The following is a 14,722-nucleotide window of genomic DNA, read 5'->3' on the forward strand; positions in this document are numbered from 1 at the left end:
TGAAATAAGACTCTATTATTACAAGTTCATCCGTTGTAAGATGGGTATAGGTCATTTGTACTCACTCCTTATAATTCTTTGGTCGGAACTATTTTGAGTGTAGCACAAATGACTTTTTTAGTTGTCTAGCTTAATTTTACAATCGGCGAAATAAAAAAAGAAAGAAGGAAAAAACAATGGATAATCAAGCAGTTGGTCGTCGTGTATGGGAAGCGGTAGGAGGGCAAAAGAATGTCAAAAGTTTAGTACATTGTGCTACGCGTTTGCGGTTCAGATTAAAAGATGAATCCTTAGCAGATACGCAAAAGTTAAAAGAAGACCCAGACGTGATCCAAGTCGTCCAAAGTGGCGGTCAGTATCAAGTAGTGATTGGCAGTAATGTAGCAGATGTTTATCAATCGATCGTGGATGAGGAAGGTCTTGCAGTTTCGGAGGATGGAAAAGAAGAGTCCAAAAATATTTTGAATCGTCTAATTGATATCATTTCTAGCATATTTACACCTTTTCTAGGGGCGATGGCAGCCGCCGGGGTATTGAAAGGATTCTTGTCATTGGCAACGGTGATGGGCTGGCTGACAGCTGATAGCGGTACTTATCAAATATTGTTTGCTGCAGCAGATGGTGTCTTTACCTTCTTACCTGTCATGCTTGCTTTTACAGCAGCTAAAAAGTTCAAAGCCAACCAGTTTTTAGCAGTAGCAATTGCTATGGCACTTGTGTATCCAGCTATCACAGCAGTTGCTGGTGCGGGAGAAGCTATCAGTTTCTTTGGGATCCCAGTGATTCTTTCACCATCTGGTTATACTTCTTCTGTCATACCAATCATTCTAGCCGTATGGGTTCAAAGTAAATTAGAGCCATTCGTAAAAAAAGTGATTCCGCAATTTCTGCAAATGATTTTAGTTCCGCTTGTCGTTTTAGTAGTGATGGTTCCATTAACACTTCTTGCTTTAGGACCAATCGGGACGGTTGCCGGTAATGCTTTAGGCGGTCTCTTCAACTCGATTTATGGATTTAGTCCAATCGTAGCAGGTCTAATCATGGGAAGTTTATGGCAAGTATTCGTGATGTTCGGCATGCATTGGGGATTCGTACCGATCATGTTTTTGAATATCGAACAATATGGGTTTGATGTATTGATGCCAATGCTTCTTCCAGCCATCTTGGCACAAGGTGGGGCTGCTTTAGCTGTAGCATTGCGAACAAAAGATACGAAACTTCGAGCATTAGGGATTTCTTCTACAGTGACTTCGTTATTTGGAATCACTGAACCAACTGTGTATGGTGTGACATTACCTTTGAAGAAACCATTCATTGCCGCTTGTATTTCTGGAGGTATTGGTGGAGCTATTATCGGATTTTCCGGAGTAAAAGCTTTCTCCAGCAGTTTGGTCAGCTTATTGACGATTCCGACTTTCATTAGTACGGTGGATGGTGTAGAGTCAAATGCGACAGTAGCAGTAATAGCTACAGGAATTGCTTTTGTTCTTGCATTCGTAGGTACATTGATTTTAGGATTTGACGAACAAACACAAGACAATCAATTAGAAAACAAACATGCGAATGCAGGAGAACCGATTACTTCAGCACGGCATACCTTAAAAAGTCCTTTAACGGGTAAAGTACTGCCATTGAGTGAAGTACCAGACCAAGTTTTTTCTTCTGGCGTGATGGGAAAAGGTATCGCTATTGATCCAGAAGTAGGAGAACTAGTTGCACCTGCAGACGGAGAGATCACGACTATTTTTCCAACTGGACATGCTGTAGGGATCACAACGACTGACGGAGCGGAGATTTTGATTCATATCGGGATGGATACAGTAGAATTAAATGGGAATGGCTTTGAGATCTTAGTCAAACAAGGGGATCTCGTCAAAGCAGGAGATTTATTGATTCGTTTTGACATCGAAGCAATTAGAGCAGCTGGCTATAGCGTAATCACTCCAGTTGTCATTACGAATACTGATGCATTTGCCGATATACTTGAATTAGACCAAAAAGAGATTATTGCAAACGAAGATGTTCTGGCAATTGTAAAATAAGGAGGAAATCAGGATGCAATCACGTTTTTCAGAAAAATTTTTATGGGGTGGAGCAACTGCTGCCAATCAATTAGAAGGGGCTTATGATCGAGACGGAAAAGGGCTATCCGTTGCAGATGCTATGCCTGGAGGTAAGCAGCGCTTTGCGATTATCGGCAGTGAAGAATTTGACTGGACGATTGATCAAGAAAAATATATTTACCCGAATCATCGAGGAATCGATCATTACGATCGTTTCAAAGAAGATCTTGCCTTGTTTGCGGAAATGGGATTCAAATGTTATCGTTTTTCGATTGCCTGGACACGAATTTTTCCAAATGGAGACGAAGGTACTCCTAACGAAGCGGGATTAGAATTTTATGATCAGCTGATTGATGAGTGCTTAAAATATGATATTGAACCTGTGATCACGATTTCTCATTACGAAATGCCTCTTCATTTGGCAAAAGAATACGGTGGCTGGAAAAATCGAAAACTGATCGACTTCTATGAACGATTTGCTCAGACAGTATTAGAGAGATACAGCAGTAAAGTCAAATATTGGATGACTTTCAATGAAATCAATTCGGCCTTTCACTTTCCAGCTTTAAGTCAAGGATTAGTAAAAAGCAATGGAGCAGGAGAGTACCAAAATATTTTCCAAGCATGGCATAATCAATTCGTTGCAAGTAGCAAAGCCGTAAAAATCGGCCACGAATTGCGTTCGGATATCCAAATCGGCTGCATGATTATCTATGCAACAACTTACAGCATCGATGCCAATCCAGTCAATCAGGCAGCAACAATGATCCAAAACCAAGAATTCAATTTTTTCTGCACGGATGTCCAAGTACGTGGAGAATACCCTGCATACACAGCGCGTACCCATAAAAAATATGGAGTCGATCCGGAAAAATTAGAGCAAACGGAAAAAGACTTCCAGTTGCTAAAAGAATATCCAGTGGACTACATCGGATTTAGTTATTATATGTCTACGGCAATCAATGAGACTGATCCACAAGCAGCAACTTCAGAAGGGAACTTGCTGGGAGGAGTAAAAAATCCGTTTCTTGAGGCAAGTGAATGGGGCTGGCAGATCGATCCAGAAGGGCTGAGAATCGCATTGAATGAATTATACAATCGTTACCAGAAACCATTATTCATTGTTGAAAACGGTCTTGGAGCCATTGATCATATGGAAGAGGATGGCACGATTATTGATGATTATCGGATCGATTATTTACGTCGTCATATCGAAGCGATGGCTAATGCAGTAGCAGACGGTGTAGATTTGATGGGCTATACGCCTTGGGGATGTATCGATCTTGTCAGTGCATCAACAGGAGAAATGAGTAAACGTTACGGCTTTATCTATGTGGATCTAGACGATGAAGGAAATGGGACACTGAATCGATCAAAGAAAAAATCTTTTGATTGGTATAAAGAAGTAATTGCCTCAAATGGCGTAAACTTGTAATTAAAGCAGCTGAATGAAAAAGAACACACTTCTCACATGTGATTTGTGTTCTTTTTTTTTTTTTTATGTGCTATTCTTTTAGTAATAGTAAAGCAAAGGGTGACGTTATGAAAAGGACACGTGTACTATACTTGGAAGTCGCAGATAAAATTAAAGAAGATATTTTCTCAGGAAAATATCCAGTCGGTTCGATGTTGCCGACAGAAAGTGAATTAGAAGAACTGTTTCAAGTCAGCAAAATCACTGTCCGAAAGGCAATCGAACTGCTGGCATCAGATGAATATGTCGCAAAGAAAAGTGGTCGTGGGACGACGGTTCTAAGCAATCGTCCTTACAATCGATTATCCAAAGCGGCAAGCTTTACGCAAATCTTGGAGAACTTCCGATATGAAGTCCGGAAAGAAACGCTGGATTTGCAATTGGTCCATATAAAGAAGGAAGATCCTTTGTTTTCCTTTTTCGGTGAGCAAGCTGTTTGTTTTAAGCGCTTATATTATTTGAACAATCAGCCTTATATTTATTTTGTTCATTATCTTCCACAAGAAATGATGCAATTCAGCAGAGAAGAATTTGGCAAAGAATCTTTGTATCGTTTGCTGACGAAAAAAGGATATACTATTGACTCATTTTCTGATGATTTCTCGGCAGTATTTTTAACAGAAGAAGAACAAGGAATTCTGAAAACAGACGCACAGATCGGCATCAAACGGATACGGAAATCGTCTACGCAAATTGGGGAAATGATTGAATATTCGGAGGCGGTCTACCATACGGAGCTGCATCCTTACCATATTGATTATGAAACATAAATAAAAAAAGAGGTTGTGAAAAAGCTGCCCTGCATCAAGTAATAAGAACAGCCAAACAAAAATAGCTTCTCATATTTTTCGTTTGGTTAGGCTTATTACCGCAGATACACGGCTGTTTCTGGATTACCATTTATTCTGGATAAGGGGGTGTGGCACGATTTTCAGAAGGAATCTATGAACCAATCACTGTATTGATTTTAGCTTCGATGGTAACCCCATTCGGCTTGACGATCGCTTATTTCTTAGGGAAAATCATTCGTAAAAATATATTCAATCGTCAAGAAATCGATACATTGAAGACCGCTTTTCCTATGGGGATCTGTCAGATCACAGAGGGATGTTTCCCTATCGTATTGAACGACTTGGAACGCAATGTCATAGCAACGGGAGTCGGTGGGGCAGTAGGTGGCGGATTAAGCATGTTTTGGGGCGCAGATAGCCGTATTCCGGCATCGGGAATGTTTGCAGTCGCTACGATGACCAGACCATGGGCATTCATTGGTGCATTGTTAGCTGGTTCTTTTGTCACAGGAATAACCATTTTATTATTGAAAAAACCAGTAGATCCGAATGCAGAAATCATCCAAGAAGAAAAAGAGGAAGAAGACATATCTTGGGATGATTTGACAATTAGTTAGGAGAGGCAGAATGGATTACAAGAAAAAAGTACAATAGATGTACCTTGAGGCAGGAATGGTATGAAAGAATCAGAGTTAGAAAGAATCGAATATACAGATTTTGGTTTAGGAGCGATCGAAACTGTCCAGAGCATCGGCACCCTCCTTGAAATGACGATGAAGGAAAAATGAGAACCTTTCGTTGTCGAAAAGGTCTGGTACACCTTATGTCGAAGGAAAGGAAACAAAAAAACTTTCCTGTACTATTCCAAAAAGGAAAGAAAGTTATTATACAGTAAAAAAAGAAATTATTCTTCATGCTAGAGATCAGTACACGTTCGAGCCCAATATCAAACACTAGTTCCAGGCAGGCGCAACAGGTGCGGTTATCACTGAATTTTCTTCCAGCAGTGACGATTCAAGTGATATTTTTACAAATCCAGCTATTTATCGTTAACAAAAAGATTTTTAGGAGAAGCTGATGAACAAAAATGATCAAATTTTGATCGTTTAGTTCGTCGGCTTTTTCATTTAGAGAAACATCATTTATCAGTGAAACATAACACGAGAACAAAATGATTTTTTCGTTAATAAAAGAAACAAGTATTTGTTGTTTAAAATAATACACGTTATTGGCATATAGGACGAAATCCCAGTATCTTCTATAAGTAAGTCATTTCATATCGATGAAAACACGTTATTTATTTTTGTTTTATCTATAAAATAGCTGAAAAATGATTTTTTTCTAAATACTATATATAGTGGCGTCTATCCTGTATACCACTAAAAAACTACAAAATCTAGTCTTTTATTTTAAAAAAACACGTGTAGAATGAAGATAGACTTTTGAGTTAGGGAGTGTTTTTTTATGAAACTTACTGTTTTTTGCGGTTCCCGTTTTGGTAATAAAGAAAGTTACAAATTTATTGCGCAAACGTTAGGAAAATACATGGCACAAGAAGAAATCGAACTGGTTTACGGTGGTTCATACTCCGGGATTATGGGAGTGATTAGTAAAACAGTACTGGAAAATAACGGAAAAGTCACAGGTATCTATCCGAATGGGCTTTTTGAAACTGAATTGCCTGGAAAAGATGTTACTACATTCATTCCTACAGAAACGATCGATGAAAGAAAGGTATTATTATTTGAAAAGGGAGATGCTGTCCTCGTTTTCCCTGGAGGTCTAGGTACATTGGAGGAATTCTCACAACTTCTTTCTTGGATAGCAATCGGTCTGACGCCTGACAAGCCAATCGGAATATTGAATATTGGCGGTTATTACAGCGGCTTGCAACAATTATTAGAAACTTTTGCAAAAGAGGATTTTATGGATAAAAAATGGTTGGATCAAGTAATCTTTTCCAACAATCCATTGGAACTGGTCAATGAATTACGAGCAGTATCTATTAAAAATCAGTTATTATTGAAGGAGGCAAAATAATGAGTCAAATATATTTAGCAGGACCATTTTTTTCAGAGGAGCAAATCGATCGAGTAAGTCGTATCGAAAAAGCGTTGGAGGAAAACAAAACAGTCACAAGTTTCTACTCTCCACGTCATCACCAAGAAAGCAATTATGAACTATTCAGCGCTGGATGGGCGCAGGAAGTATACGAAAAAGATATGGAAGAACTGACAAATGCAGAATTTGTTGTTGCTATCCTTGACTTTGAGCATCAAATAATCGATCCAGGAACGGCTTACGAATTAGGTGTGGCAACTATGTTGAAAAAACCGATGATCATTGTACAAGAAGAGACGGTACCTACGAACTTGATGATTACACAAAGTCTTCACACGTATTTAAAATCAGACCAAGCTGTACGCGAATATGATTTTGAAAAATTGCCTGTTGAAACTTACGTAGGCGAGTACTTATAGAAGAGGAAGGGTTGTATGTCAGTGATTTTGATTTCAGGAACGATTGGTGCAGGTAAGAGCAGTTTGACGGCTATGCTTGCAAAAGAGATTGATTCTAAACCATTTTATGAAAATGTCGAAGATAACGAAGTATTGCCGCTTTTTTATTCAAATCCTGAGCAGTACGCATTTTTATTGCAAATCTTCTTTTTGAATAAGCGATTTTTAGCAATGAAAAATGCTTTAGTGAACGATGACAATGTGCTAGACCGCTCCATCTACGAAGATAGTCTGTTGTTCCATCTAAATGCTGATTTAGGTCGGGTAACGGATATCGAAGTACAGCAGTACGATAGCTTATTAGATACGATGCTAAACGAGTTAGATGATGTTGCTCCAAAAAAACGGCCTGATTTGATGGTCCATATCAAAGTTTCTTTGGACACGATGCTAGAACGTATCAAAAAACGCGGGCGTGACTATGAACAGCTAGAAAGCGATGAAACGTTATACACCTATTACGAAACATTGAACACCCGTTATAATCAATGGTATGAAGATTTCGATGTATGTCCTAAAATACAAGTGGATGGGGATACATTCGATTTTGTAGAAAATCCAGAAGATGCAAAAAAGGTGATTCGTCAGATCCAAGAAAAATTAGCTGAATTGGAAGGAAAGCCTGCTGGAAAATATTTTACAGATAATCAGCATGCGAAAGGTCAAGGATTAGGCTAAAAATAAAAAACCAAACGACGGGAAAGAAAAATTACTATGTGATGTAGAATAAGTCTTTCTATCGTTTGGTTATTTTATATTCAAAGATGTGAAATAAATAAAACGTTAATCTTTGATTTGTGAACTGAAATGACCCACTGTTTGTTTTACTGATGAAGCTTGATCAAAGGAAGAAGCTCAGTTTGAAGTTCATAAAAATCAGCCATAGTGAGTTTTGCTTGATTTTGCTTATCTTCTTTTGCTTTTTACATAATTTTTGACAGGATAAGATTCAAACGATTTAAAAGAATCTTTGACTAGTTTGTGGCAATTATCGCATATACTCAAACTTCCTTGATCATTAAATTCTGTATGGATATTTTTGTTGTTATTACATGTACAATAATCAGGACTATCGATCATCCATTTCGTCTCCTTTACAGTCATCTTGCTTCTTTACTATAGCAGAAAAGAAGGGGAGAAACAAAAGAAGATCCAACAGACGGCACTATAGACTGTAGATGTTGCCATCCTCATCCTTCAAACGGTAATTACCGATTTTGGTAAATGTGACTGTTGCTTCTTTTTTATTTTCTTTTCCTGAAATAATATATTCGTCATCTTTGGTAGTGATCTTGATATCTGTCAGCACTGTTTTTTCTTCAGATGATTCAGAAGAATCAGCTCCTTGTGTCTGATACGTGCGTGTCCATTCCATTTTTTTATCTGTAAATGTCAACTGTCCCGCGGATAAATCCATATCTTTACGTACTTTTAGCGTATATACACTGTTGGTGATATCTGCTTTTTCCGCTTTTAAGACAGAAGAATCGGTTGTTTCGTCCGAGGATTGGTCAGAGCCGCCAAACAAATCACAGCCAGTCAATGTCAAAAGTCCCGCAGACAAAATAAATAGTACGATTAATTTCTTCAAAATACTTCCCCCATTTGATAGGATAAAGAAATTATACCATTGGAGAGTAAAACTTCAAACGGATGGAAGAGAAAAAATTCACAAAATACCATTAAATGGAATAAATTTTCAAAAGTCATAAAAAATCCACCACCTTTAGAAAGCGTTTTAAAAGATGTGTTGCAATCTTTTAGAAAAGTGCTATATTAAAAATGAACCGGTTCAATTTTAGAATCTAGGAGATGAAATAATGAAAGTCGTAGACAGACTATCTGAAAAAATGCTACCAATCGTATCTAAGATGAGTAGCCAGCGACACTTGCTGGCCATTCGAGACAGTTTTATCGTTACTATGCCGTTAGTAATGGCTGCTTCTGTCATGGTTTTGCTGAATGCTCTGATTTTTTCAAATGCAACAGTCCAAAGAATACTTGATCTAAGTCCATTGGCTGAACTTGCTTCAATCGTGAATAATGGTACGATGAGTATTTTAGCTATTATCGTGTGTTACAATATCGGCTGGAATTCGGCAACCCACTATATCCAAACAGGCGTGATTGATGATCCATTATTTAGTCCTGTTCATGCAGGAATTCTAAGTACAGCCGTAATGTTTATTTTGATGCCTTTATCAAGTACAGTCACTTTGATGGACGGAAATACAGCAGAAGCTACAGGGGTTTTCTTACAAAGTCTGACTTCTTCGTCTGGCTTAGCAACGGCGATGATTGCTGCTCTTGTCAGTACAGAATTATTTATCAAATTAGCGAAAATGAAGAGTTTTAAAATTAGGATGCCAGAAGGAGTTCCACCGGCAGTAGCTACGTCATTTAATTCTTTAGTACCAGAAATAGTTGTCATTTTATTTTTTTCAGTTGTCGTTTTTACTTTAAACCATACGACTGGTTTGAATGTTCCGCAATTAATTGAATTAGCGATTCAGACACCATTGAAAGCTTTTGTTTTATCCGTCCCAGGCATCTTATTTTTACAGTTTTTCTCTGATTTCTTATGGGTGTTTGGTATGCATGGTTCGAGTATTTTGGCTCCTATACGGCAAGCACCTTTGTTACAGTCTATTCAGGAAAACATGGATGCTTTTTCAGTAGGAAAAGAAATTCCTAATATTATTACGGAGCCCTTTACCAATGCATTTGGATTGATCGGAGGTGGCGGGTGTATTTTACCGTTAGTTATTGCTATCTTGTGGGCTTCTAAACGTCAAGAACAGCGATCGATCGCTAAATTTGGTCTGACTACTTGTTTATTTAATATTACGGAACCAATTATGTTTGGATTACCAGTAGTCATGAATCCAATGTATATGGTTCCTTGCGCTATTATACCATTTATTAACTTGATTATTGCCTACGCAGCCACAAGTCTTGGAATCATCAGTAAAACAGTTGCTGCTGCACCTTGGATCACTCCGCCGGTTATACAATCTTTTATTGCTACAGGAGACGATATACGAGCAGCAGTCTTAACAGTAATACTTATCGTTCTAGATGTATTTTTATTCCTGCCATTTGTGTTAGCCGCTAATAAGGCAAAATTGGCAGAAGGAGGATATTAAGGTGTACGATTACCCGTATCAAAACCCAAAGTTGACCATCCGCCAAAGAGTAGAAGATTTACTTTCGCGGATGAATATTGCTGAAAAAGTAGGACAGGTAAACCAGCATTTGTATGGTTGGGAATGTTATGAAAAAAACGGAGACAAGAACGAATTAACAGAAAAGTTAAAAGAACATGTTAAATGGGGAGGCGGTCTGGGTGCCTTATACGGTCTGTTTCGCTCTGATCCGTGGTCTAAAACAGATTATAAGAATGGGATTCTTGCAAAAGAAAGCTGGAAGGTGGCTAACCTAGTCCAAGAATATGTACTAAAGCATTCGCGATGGAAAATTCCAGTTTTGCTTGTAGAAGAATGTCCACATGGTCATCAAGGTTTGGATGGGATTTCTTATCCAACGAATATCGGCCGTGGAAATACCTTCAATGTAGCGTTATTAGAACAAACTAGCCGATTGATGGCAAAAGAACTGGCTGCTAAAGGTGTTCATTTAGCGCTGGTGTCGACTTTGGATCTGGCAAAAGATCCTCGTTGGGGAAGGACAGAAGAGTGCTTTGGGGAAGATCCGATTCTCTCAGCTCGTTTTTCTGAAGCGGTCGTTCGAGGGTTCCAAGGAGAGATTATTTCAGAAAAAGTTTCTTTTCTTGATCAGACAGTAGAGGAAATCAATAAGAAGAAGGATCAGATCGGTGTTGTGTTAAAGCACTGTACCGCACAAGGAGAAGCTTTAGGCGGTCATAATTCAGGCACAGTGACGATTGGACGCAGAGAGTTCTCCGATATTTACGAGCCATTATTGAAGAGCACAAGAAATGCAGTAGGTGTCATGGCTGCTTATAATGATATCGACGGGGTACCTTGTCATATCAATCGAGCGCTTTTTGAGCAAACATTAAGAAAAGAGATCGGTTATCAAGGGATCGTTATGGCAGACGGTGTTGCTTTGGATCGTTTATCCGATGTTTTTACAGATAAAAAGACTGCTGCAGCATATGCATTAGCGGCAGGAATCGATCTCAGTTTGTGGGACGAGACCTATACCAAGATTGCAGAAGCCATTGATGATCAAGTCGTAGATGAAAAGCTACTAGATCAAGCAGTTCGCCGAGTTTTATCTGTCAAATTTTTATTAGGTTTGTTTGAACAACCATTTGCAAACGATCCAAAGGAGTATTGGGATCATCTCATGGAGGAATCAGAGCACTTAAATTTAGAGACAGCAAAAGAAAGTATCACTTTACTAAAAAATGACGGTATATTGCCGTTGGATCAACAAGTAAAAAACATTGCTGTTATAGGACCAAATGCTCACGATGTTTACCACTTGTTGGGAGACTACTCTGCACCACAAACAGAAGACCGTTTGAAAAAAACGATAGTACAAGAGATAAAAACAGAGTTTCCCCAATCAACGGTTTCTTATGCACAAGGATGTGAAGTAAGAAATCAGGAGGATCAGGAAGAAAAATTATTAGAAGCGGTGACCCTTGCTCAAAACTCAGATGTGATCATTGCAGTTCTAGGTGGATCAAGTGCGCGGAACTTTGATATGGAATTTCTTCGTAACGGGGCAGTTTCATCGAAAGGGATCAACATGGATTCTGGAGAAAATGTAGATGTTGCTTCTCTTTCTTTAGGTGGATACCAACAACAACTGATTGAACAATTGTATCAACTAGGCAAGCCAATCATCACGATACTTGTGCAAGGAAGACCCTACGATTTGATGAAAATCGAGTCATTTACGAATGCCATTGCAACAGCATGGTTTCCTGGACAGGAGGGTGGAAAAGCCATTGCGCAGATGATTTCTGGAAGAAATAACCCAAGCGGACGATTGAGTTTGTCTTATCCTAGAAATAGTCAGCAACTACCTGTTTATTACTATCAGCGTGCTGCTTCTAAACAAGAGAATTATTATGATTTAAGCGGCAGTCCATTTTATCCTTTTGGACATGGTCTAAGCTATACAACATTTGAATACAGTCAGATGGAAGTCAAAACGGATATTGACAAAGTAATAATATCAATTAAAGTTAAAAATACAGGAAGTGTTTCAGGTAAAACAAGTACTCTTGTCTATGTCCGATTAATTGACGGCGCTGTCATCCAAAGAACGAAATTATTGAAAGCTTTTCGTAAAGATGACTTGCAGTCTCAAGAGGAAAGACTGCTTGTTTTTGAACTCACTTCTGAAGACTTTAGTTATATGGACATTGATGACAAGCGGCATTATGCAAAGAAAGCGGTCATCACGGTCGAACAACAAGAAAAAGAAATCAAATGTAACTGGCAGGAGTGAAAATGTATGGCATCGATCCGTGACGTGGCTAAGATGGCTGGTGTTTCAGTGGGAACAGTTTCCCGCTATTTAAACGGTCAGCAGCTGAAGGAAAAGAATATGGAAAAAATAGCAGAAGCGATTTCAGCGTTGGACTATAAAGAAAACATCATTGCTAAAGGATTGAAGAATAATCGAAGTTTCTCTATTGGACTTTTGATAAACGGGATATCTAGCCGTTTTGGTTCGGAGGTTGTTTCAGGGATCGAAAGAGTAGCTGAAGAAAATGGGTATAGCTTATTATTAAGCGGGTTTGCCGATCAGCCAGAAAAAATCGATCAAAAAATCGAATACCTGATGAAGCATGCAATCGATGGGTTGATTGTCTTCTTATCAGAAGAAGAGTGGTCTGGATTTGAAATGCTCACAAAAATGAGTATCCCAGTTGTCGCATTGAATTGTCCGGATGGGCCAGCAGGTATTGATACAATAGTAGTGAATGATCGAGAAAGTGTAGCAAGAGTGATTGCTCATCATGGCGAACAAGGACATAAAACAATAGGATTTATTGCTGCCGCTCAAACAGATTACGTAGCAAGAGAACGTTTAGCTGGAGCCAAAGAAGCGGTACAAAAGGATCCGTCTATCCATTTAGAGATCTTTACAGGAGACTATTCTAGAAAAAGCGGCTATTACGGGGCAAAAGCATTATTAGAAAAAAGGGCAACTGCTATTTTTGTCAGCAATTACAATATGTCGATTGGTGCCATCGAATGTTTTAATCAAGAAGGTGTCAGAATCGGGAAGGATATTGCGTTCAGTCACTATGATTATTTAGATAAAAACGATCTGAGTATCCTTCCGAAAATCACGATCACGCCACCAACAGATAAAATCGGGGAACGAGCAGCAGAACAGCTGTTGAAACGAATCAAAAAAGAAGAAGAAGAAAATGAAAAAGTGATTGTGATGGAAAATATCATACATGGAATCAACTAAAAAAAAAAAGAGGTGCTTTGATGAAAAGATATCAATTTCCAGAAAATTTTTGGTGGGGCTCTGCAGCAAGTGGTCCACAAACAGAAGGAAGAATTTCAGGCGATGGAAAAGGAGAGAACATTTTTGATTATTGGTACAAAAACGAACCGCAAAAGTTCTTTGATCAAGTAGGACCTGAAAAAACCTCGCAAGTTTATACGAAGTATCAAGAGGATGTACAGTTGATGAAACAGACTGGGCATAATTCATTTCGAACCTCTATCCAATGGAGCCGTTTGATACCTGATGAATCTGGAACAATCAACGAAGAAGCCGTTCGTTTCTATCATCGCTATTTTGATGAGTTGATTGAAAACGGTATCGAACCCTTTGTTAATCTGTATCATTTCGATATGCCGATGTATCTGCAAGAAAAAGGCGGATGGTTGAACCGAGAAACGGTTGAAGCCTATGAAAAATACGCAAAAAGTTGTTTTCAATTGTTTGGCTCGAAAGTAAAAAAATGGTTTACCCATAATGAACCAATCGTTCCAGTCGAGGCAGGCTATTTGTATCGATGGCATTATCCGGAAGAATCAGATATGAAAAAAGCAATCCAAGTTGGTTATCATGAAGCGTTGGCTTCAGCATTAGCCATCAAAGCTTACCATGAAATGGACCAAAGCGGTGTTATCGGAATCATCTTGAATTTGACACCGAGTTATCCAAGAGACGAATCAAATCCCGAAGATATTAAAGCAGCACGAATAGCAGATGCGTTCTTCAATCGTTCATTCCTTGATCCAGCTGTAAAAGGCGAGTTTCCAAGTGAATTGATCGAAAGAATAAAAGAACTCGATCTAATGCCGGAGATCCATCCAGATGATTTGGCGATCATTAAAGAAAACACAGTAGATCTTTTGGGAATTAATTATTACCAGCCACGCCGAATAAAAGCAAAAGAAACACCAATCGATACTAAAAACGGTCCTATGCCTGAGGATTACTTCGACAATTATGAAATGCCTGGTCGTAAAATGAATCCTTATCGCGGATGGGAGATCTATGAAAAAGGAATCTATGATATTTTGATCAATGTACGAGATCATTATGGGAATATCGACTGTTTTATTTCTGAAAACGGCATGGGTGTAGAAAATGAAGCACGATTTATCAAGGAAGATGGTATGATCCACGATGATTATCGGATCGAATTTGTTCAATCTCATCTGAAATATGTCCATCAAGCCATTCAAGAAGGTGCCAATTGTTTAGGTTATCATATGTGGACATGCATGGATAACTGGTCGTGGACCAATGCCTATAAGAATCGTTACGGTTTTATTTCAGTAGATTTAGCACAAGATGGAAAAAGAACGATTAAGAAATCGGGTCATTGGTTCAAAGATGTATCAGACAGAAATGGATTTGAAGCTTAAAGAATAGCCAAGAGAGAATGTATGAAAATTC

General features: G+C 38.6%; 12 protein-coding genes and 1 pseudogene. 11 read left to right on the forward strand and 2 right to left on the reverse strand.

The window, feature by feature from the left end; all coding sequences use genetic code 11:
• The first annotated feature begins 176 nt into the window (after positions 1–176).
• The 4 genes and pseudogenes from KFO35_RS06125 to KFO35_RS06140 form a co-directional block, all read left to right on the forward strand.
• Positions 177–2,042 carry a beta-glucoside-specific PTS transporter subunit IIABC gene (locus KFO35_RS06125; protein WP_070703795.1) on the forward strand — a complete coding sequence of 622 codons (1,866 nt, stop codon included), beginning with the start codon at positions 177–179 and terminating at the stop codon, positions 2,040–2,042.
• Positions 2,043–2,055: 13 nt separating this feature from the next.
• On the forward strand, positions 2,056–3,498 hold the full coding sequence (locus tag KFO35_RS06130; protein WP_002338528.1) for a glycoside hydrolase family 1 protein: 1,443 nt from the start codon (positions 2,056–2,058) through the stop codon (positions 3,496–3,498).
• A 107-nt stretch (positions 3,499–3,605) separates the two neighbouring features.
• Positions 3,606–4,307, forward strand: coding sequence for a GntR family transcriptional regulator (locus KFO35_RS06135; RefSeq protein WP_070703768.1), 702 nt, complete (start codon positions 3,606–3,608; stop codon positions 4,305–4,307).
• A gap of 161 nt (positions 4,308–4,468) precedes the next feature.
• Positions 4,469–4,945: pseudogene (locus tag KFO35_RS06140) on the forward strand (PTS fructose transporter subunit IIC); the annotation flags it as partial.
• 397 nt (positions 4,946–5,342) lie between these two features.
• Here the strand turns inward: KFO35_RS06140 and KFO35_RS14390 are convergent.
• On the reverse strand, positions 5,343–5,552 hold the full coding sequence (locus KFO35_RS14390; protein ID WP_083314189.1) for a hypothetical protein: 210 nt from the start codon (positions 5,550–5,552) through the stop codon (positions 5,343–5,345).
• Positions 5,553–5,792: 240 nt separating this feature from the next.
• Between KFO35_RS14390 and KFO35_RS06145 the strand changes: the two genes are divergently transcribed.
• The 3 genes from KFO35_RS06145 to KFO35_RS06155 are packed head-to-tail and all read left to right on the forward strand — an operon-like array spanning position 5,793 to position 7,525.
• Positions 5,793–6,368: an LOG family protein gene (locus KFO35_RS06145; RefSeq protein ID WP_002293608.1), complete on the forward strand. Its 576-nt coding sequence runs from the start codon at positions 5,793–5,795 to the stop codon at positions 6,366–6,368.
• On the forward strand, positions 6,368–6,808 hold the full coding sequence (locus KFO35_RS06150) for a nucleoside 2-deoxyribosyltransferase (protein ID WP_070703766.1): 441 nt from the start codon (positions 6,368–6,370) through the stop codon (positions 6,806–6,808). Before KFO35_RS06145 ends, KFO35_RS06150 begins: the two co-directional genes overlap by 1 nt.
• Before the next feature lie 15 nt (positions 6,809–6,823).
• Positions 6,824–7,525, forward strand: a complete 702-nt coding sequence (locus KFO35_RS06155) for a deoxynucleoside kinase (protein WP_070872901.1) — start codon at positions 6,824–6,826, stop codon at positions 7,523–7,525.
• Between the two features lie 487 nt (positions 7,526–8,012).
• On the opposite strand, the gene KFO35_RS06160 is transcribed toward KFO35_RS06155, so the two are convergent.
• Positions 8,013–8,438 carry a hypothetical protein gene (locus tag KFO35_RS06160; protein WP_024634946.1) on the reverse strand — a complete coding sequence of 142 codons (426 nt, stop codon included), beginning with the start codon at positions 8,436–8,438 and terminating at the stop codon, positions 8,013–8,015.
• 229 nt (positions 8,439–8,667) lie between these two features.
• On the opposite strand from KFO35_RS06160, the gene KFO35_RS06165 reads away from it, so the two are divergent.
• The 4 genes from KFO35_RS06165 to gmuD are packed head-to-tail and all read left to right on the forward strand — an operon-like array spanning position 8,668 to position 14,691.
• Complete coding sequence (locus KFO35_RS06165) at positions 8,668–9,993, forward strand: PTS sugar transporter subunit IIC (protein ID WP_070703762.1); 1,326 nt, start codon at positions 8,668–8,670, stop codon at positions 9,991–9,993.
• 1 nt (position 9,994) lies between these two features.
• On the forward strand, positions 9,995–12,295 hold the full coding sequence (locus tag KFO35_RS06170; RefSeq protein WP_070872899.1) for a glycoside hydrolase family 3 C-terminal domain-containing protein: 2,301 nt from the start codon (positions 9,995–9,997) through the stop codon (positions 12,293–12,295).
• Between the two features lie 6 nt (positions 12,296–12,301).
• On the forward strand, positions 12,302–13,273 hold the full coding sequence (locus KFO35_RS06175; RefSeq protein ID WP_070872897.1) for a LacI family DNA-binding transcriptional regulator: 972 nt from the start codon (positions 12,302–12,304) through the stop codon (positions 13,271–13,273).
• Between the two features lie 20 nt (positions 13,274–13,293).
• Positions 13,294–14,691, forward strand: a complete 1,398-nt coding sequence (gene gmuD / locus KFO35_RS06180; protein ID WP_070703756.1) for a 6-phospho-beta-glucosidase GmuD — start codon at positions 13,294–13,296, stop codon at positions 14,689–14,691.
• Positions 14,692–14,722: the final 31 nt, after the last annotated feature.

The sequence above is a fragment of the Enterococcus lactis genome (genome assembly GCF_015751045.1).
Taxonomy (GTDB): Bacteria; Bacillota; Bacilli; order Lactobacillales; family Enterococcaceae; genus Enterococcus_B; species Enterococcus_B lactis.